Below are 3,220 nucleotides of genomic sequence, written 5' to 3' on the forward strand. Positions count from 1 at the left end.
GCCGCCGACGGCGACGTGCGCCGCGGCCTGACCCTGCTGGAAATCGCCGCCGAACTGGCCGCCGACGAAGGCGGCCACATCACCCAGGCCACCCTGGTGCAGGTGCTGGCCGACCGCACCCGCCGCTTCGACAAGCAGGGCGAACAGTTCTACGACCAGATTTCCGCCCTGCACAAATCCGTGCGCAGCTCCAACCCCGACGCCGCCCTGTACTGGTTCGCCCGCATGCTCGACGGCGGCTGCGACCCGGTCTACCTGGCCCGCCGCATGACCCGCATGGCCATCGAAGACGTCGGCCTGGCCGACCCGCGCGCCCTGCAGATGGCCATCGAAACCTGGGACGCCTACGAGCGCATGGGCAGCCCCGAGGGTGACCTGGCGCTGGCGCAACTGGTGATCTACCTGGCCAGCTGCGCCAAATCCAACGCCGGCTACGTCGCCTTCAAGGCCGCCCAGGCCGACGTGCGCGAACACGGCACGCAGGAAGTTCCGCTGCATCTTCGCAACGCGCCCACCAAACTGATGAAAGAGCTGGGCTACGGCAGCGGCTACCAGTACGACCACGATGCGCCCGAGGGCATCGCGCTGGACCAGACGGCGTTCCCCGAGGCGATGGGCGAAAAGGTTTACTACGAGCCCGTCGAGCGTGGCCTGGAGATCAAGCTCAAGGACAAGCTGGAGAAACTGCGCGCCGCGCGGGGCCAGGCCCGCAAGCCGTGAAAAATACCAGTCGAACCATTGCGGCCATCAAGCTTGCGTTGCTGCACGATGGCCAGGCCACGCCCACGCAGTGTCTGGAGCAGTTGCGCGCCTGATTCGGCGAGCACCCGCTGCTGGCCTCGGTATTGGGCGCCTCCGCCCATTCGCTGGTGGTCACCGGCCTGATGCTGCGCCCCAGCGGTTTCGAATCGCCGGGGAAACCGGCTATTGCGGAACAGCGGACATGCGCAGGACCGGATAGAGATCCAGTCGACCGTCCCACGACGAATGCAGGCGGTGGAAGTACTGCAGCCGAGCCTGCGGGCTGGCTGCGAACGCCGGGTCGTCCTTGATCTGCTGCTCGAACCGCGCCTTGAGCGCCGGATCGCGCGCCATCATGTCGCGCGCCACGGCCTCGGCCACGTAGCCTTCCATGTATTCCTTCTGCTCGAAGTGGTTGTTGAAGTTGCCCCAGGCCAGCAGCGAGTCCGGTGCCTGCGGTTCGAGCATGGCCACCAGCAGCCGTGACCGGGGCTGGGCGATGGGAACGAACAGGGCGCCGGCTGCGATGTCTTGGGTTTCGTCGGCCCATTCACCGGTGACGTCCAGGCGCTGGTGGCCCTCGAAGGACGCAGCCGCCGGTTTGGCGCTTTCCGCGCGGAAGACCTGCACCGCGGCCTGCGGCAGCGCGCCGATCTTTCGGAACGCCACGCCATGCAACGCCAGCTTGGCGCCGACCCGTTCGGCATGTTCTGCCGGCACGAGGTAGCCGGCGGCCGGGGGCGCAACGCTGAGCACGGGCTCGACCACGTCGCGCAGCGGAACGCGCCAGACCTGTGGCTTGGTTTCGTCGTAGCGGGTCATCAGCGCGCCAGACACGTCGGACGGCGTGCGGGTGTACTCGTAGCCGCGGAAGTCGATCAGGCGCGCCTGGTCGGTGGCGGCGAAGGTGAGCGGCATGGGCGCCGTGCCGGGCTGGCTGGCGCGCCGGTCGGCGTCGTGCGCCGCCTGCAGCCATGCCTCGCCGTTCTCAGCGACGAGATCCAGCACTGAAACCACCGTGTGGCGTGTGCTGAGCACGCGCTCCGGGTAGGCGCGCCAGGAGTGCGTTTCCACCAGCATGGAAAGCCGGTTGCGGAGCCAGAAATAGCCCAGCGAGAAACGCGGCTGCGACACCGTGTCGGCGAAGCCCGAGCTGGGGTCGTCGTCGGCTACGAACGAGGGATAAAACGCCAGCGGCAGCGAGCCTGCCGCGGTCAGGTCGGCGATGACGCCATCGCGCCATTCGCGCCCGATGCGCTGCAGCGCCAGGTCGCCGGCGTACAGCGGCTCGACCATGATGGCGATGTCGTGCTCGAACTGGGCGCCGTTGGTGGCGTGCAGGTCCACCACCGCCAGCGGATCCCACTCATTGACCAGGGCCAGCATGGCCTGCATCTCGGGGGCGTCGGCCTTGAGGTAGTCGCGGTTGAGGTTGTAGTTCTGGGCGGTGGTGCGCCAGCCCATTTCCTCGGGGCCGCGCTGGTTGGGGCGGTTCCAGGCGCCGAAGCGTTCGTGGCCGTCAATGTTGAACACCGGCACGAAAACCCACACCAGCTTGTCCAGCGCGCCTGGCGCGGCCTTGCCTTCCAGGATCTGGCGCAGGGCCAGGAAGCCCGCGTCCTTGCCGTCGATTTCGCCCGAGTGGATGCCGCCCTGGATCAGCACCACCGGCAGGCCGCGCTTTCGGGCGGCTTCGGCGTCCAGCGCCCCTGACGTGGACACCACCAGCGCCTTCATCGGCCGGCCCTGCGGCGTGGTGCCGAATTCGATGCAGCGCACGGCCTGCGGGTGGGCCTTGGCGAAGGCGTCGCACAGGGCGATCACTTCCGCGTAGCGGCCGGTCTTCAGGAAGCCGGAGCGTTCCGAAACCGTCACCAACGTGTCGTCGGCCGCCGCGCTGGCGGACAACGCCAGGGCCAAAGCCAGAACCAGATTGCGCATGCCCTCAAACCCCGATGGAAAGAACGGGGTCAGGTTAGCTTCTTTGCGCTCCGGATTGGCGTCAGCGGCGCAGCGTGGCTTCCAGTGTGATCTCGGGCACCGAGGCCAGGGCCTTGGACAGCGGGCATTCCTTCTTTGCGCCCTCGGCGATCTTCTGGAAGGTGGCCTCGTCGATGCCGTCCACGCTGGCGTCCAGCACCAGGCGGATGCGGTCGATCTTGAAGCCTTCGCCCTCCTTGGCCAGGTTCACGTGGGCCTGGGTGTCCACGCTGCGGGTGGCGAAACCGGCCTTCTCGCAGGCGAACGAAAACGCCATGGTGAAGCAGGCGGCGTGTGCGGCGGCGAGCAGCTCCTCGGGATTGGTGCCGGTGCGGTCGTCGCCGAAGCGGCTGCCGAAACCGTAGGGATACGAACGCAGCGCCTCGGTGTCGGTGCTGATCTTGCCGGTGCCTTCCTTGCCGGCGCCTTCCCAGTGGTTGCTGGCGGTGTTCTCGTACATGGGGCTTTCCCGCCGTGGGGGGGTCTGAAATGACTTGCA

General features: G+C 67.7%; 2 protein-coding genes and 1 pseudogene. 1 reads left to right on the forward strand and 2 read right to left on the reverse strand.

Annotation, left to right across the window (positions count from 1 at the left end; genetic code table 11):
* Positions 1-720, forward strand: a pseudogene (locus tag K0M70_RS05465) (recombination factor protein RarA); the annotation flags it as partial.
* Between the two features lie 204 nt (positions 721-924).
* On the opposite strand, the gene K0M70_RS05470 reads toward K0M70_RS05465, so the two are convergent.
* Positions 925-2,682: a M14 family metallopeptidase gene (locus K0M70_RS05470; protein ID WP_290780350.1), complete on the reverse strand. Its 1,758-nt coding sequence runs from the start codon at positions 2,680-2,682 to the stop codon at positions 925-927.
* Between the two features lie 61 nt (positions 2,683-2,743).
* Positions 2,744-3,181 (reverse strand): OsmC family peroxiredoxin, encoded by a 438-nt coding sequence (locus K0M70_RS05475; protein ID WP_290780353.1) that lies wholly within the window; start codon positions 3,179-3,181, stop codon positions 2,744-2,746.
* Positions 3,182-3,220: the final 39 nt, after the last annotated feature.

The sequence above is a fragment of the Arenimonas sp. genome (assembly GCF_019459675.1).
GTDB lineage: Bacteria > Pseudomonadota > Gammaproteobacteria > Xanthomonadales > Xanthomonadaceae > Arenimonas.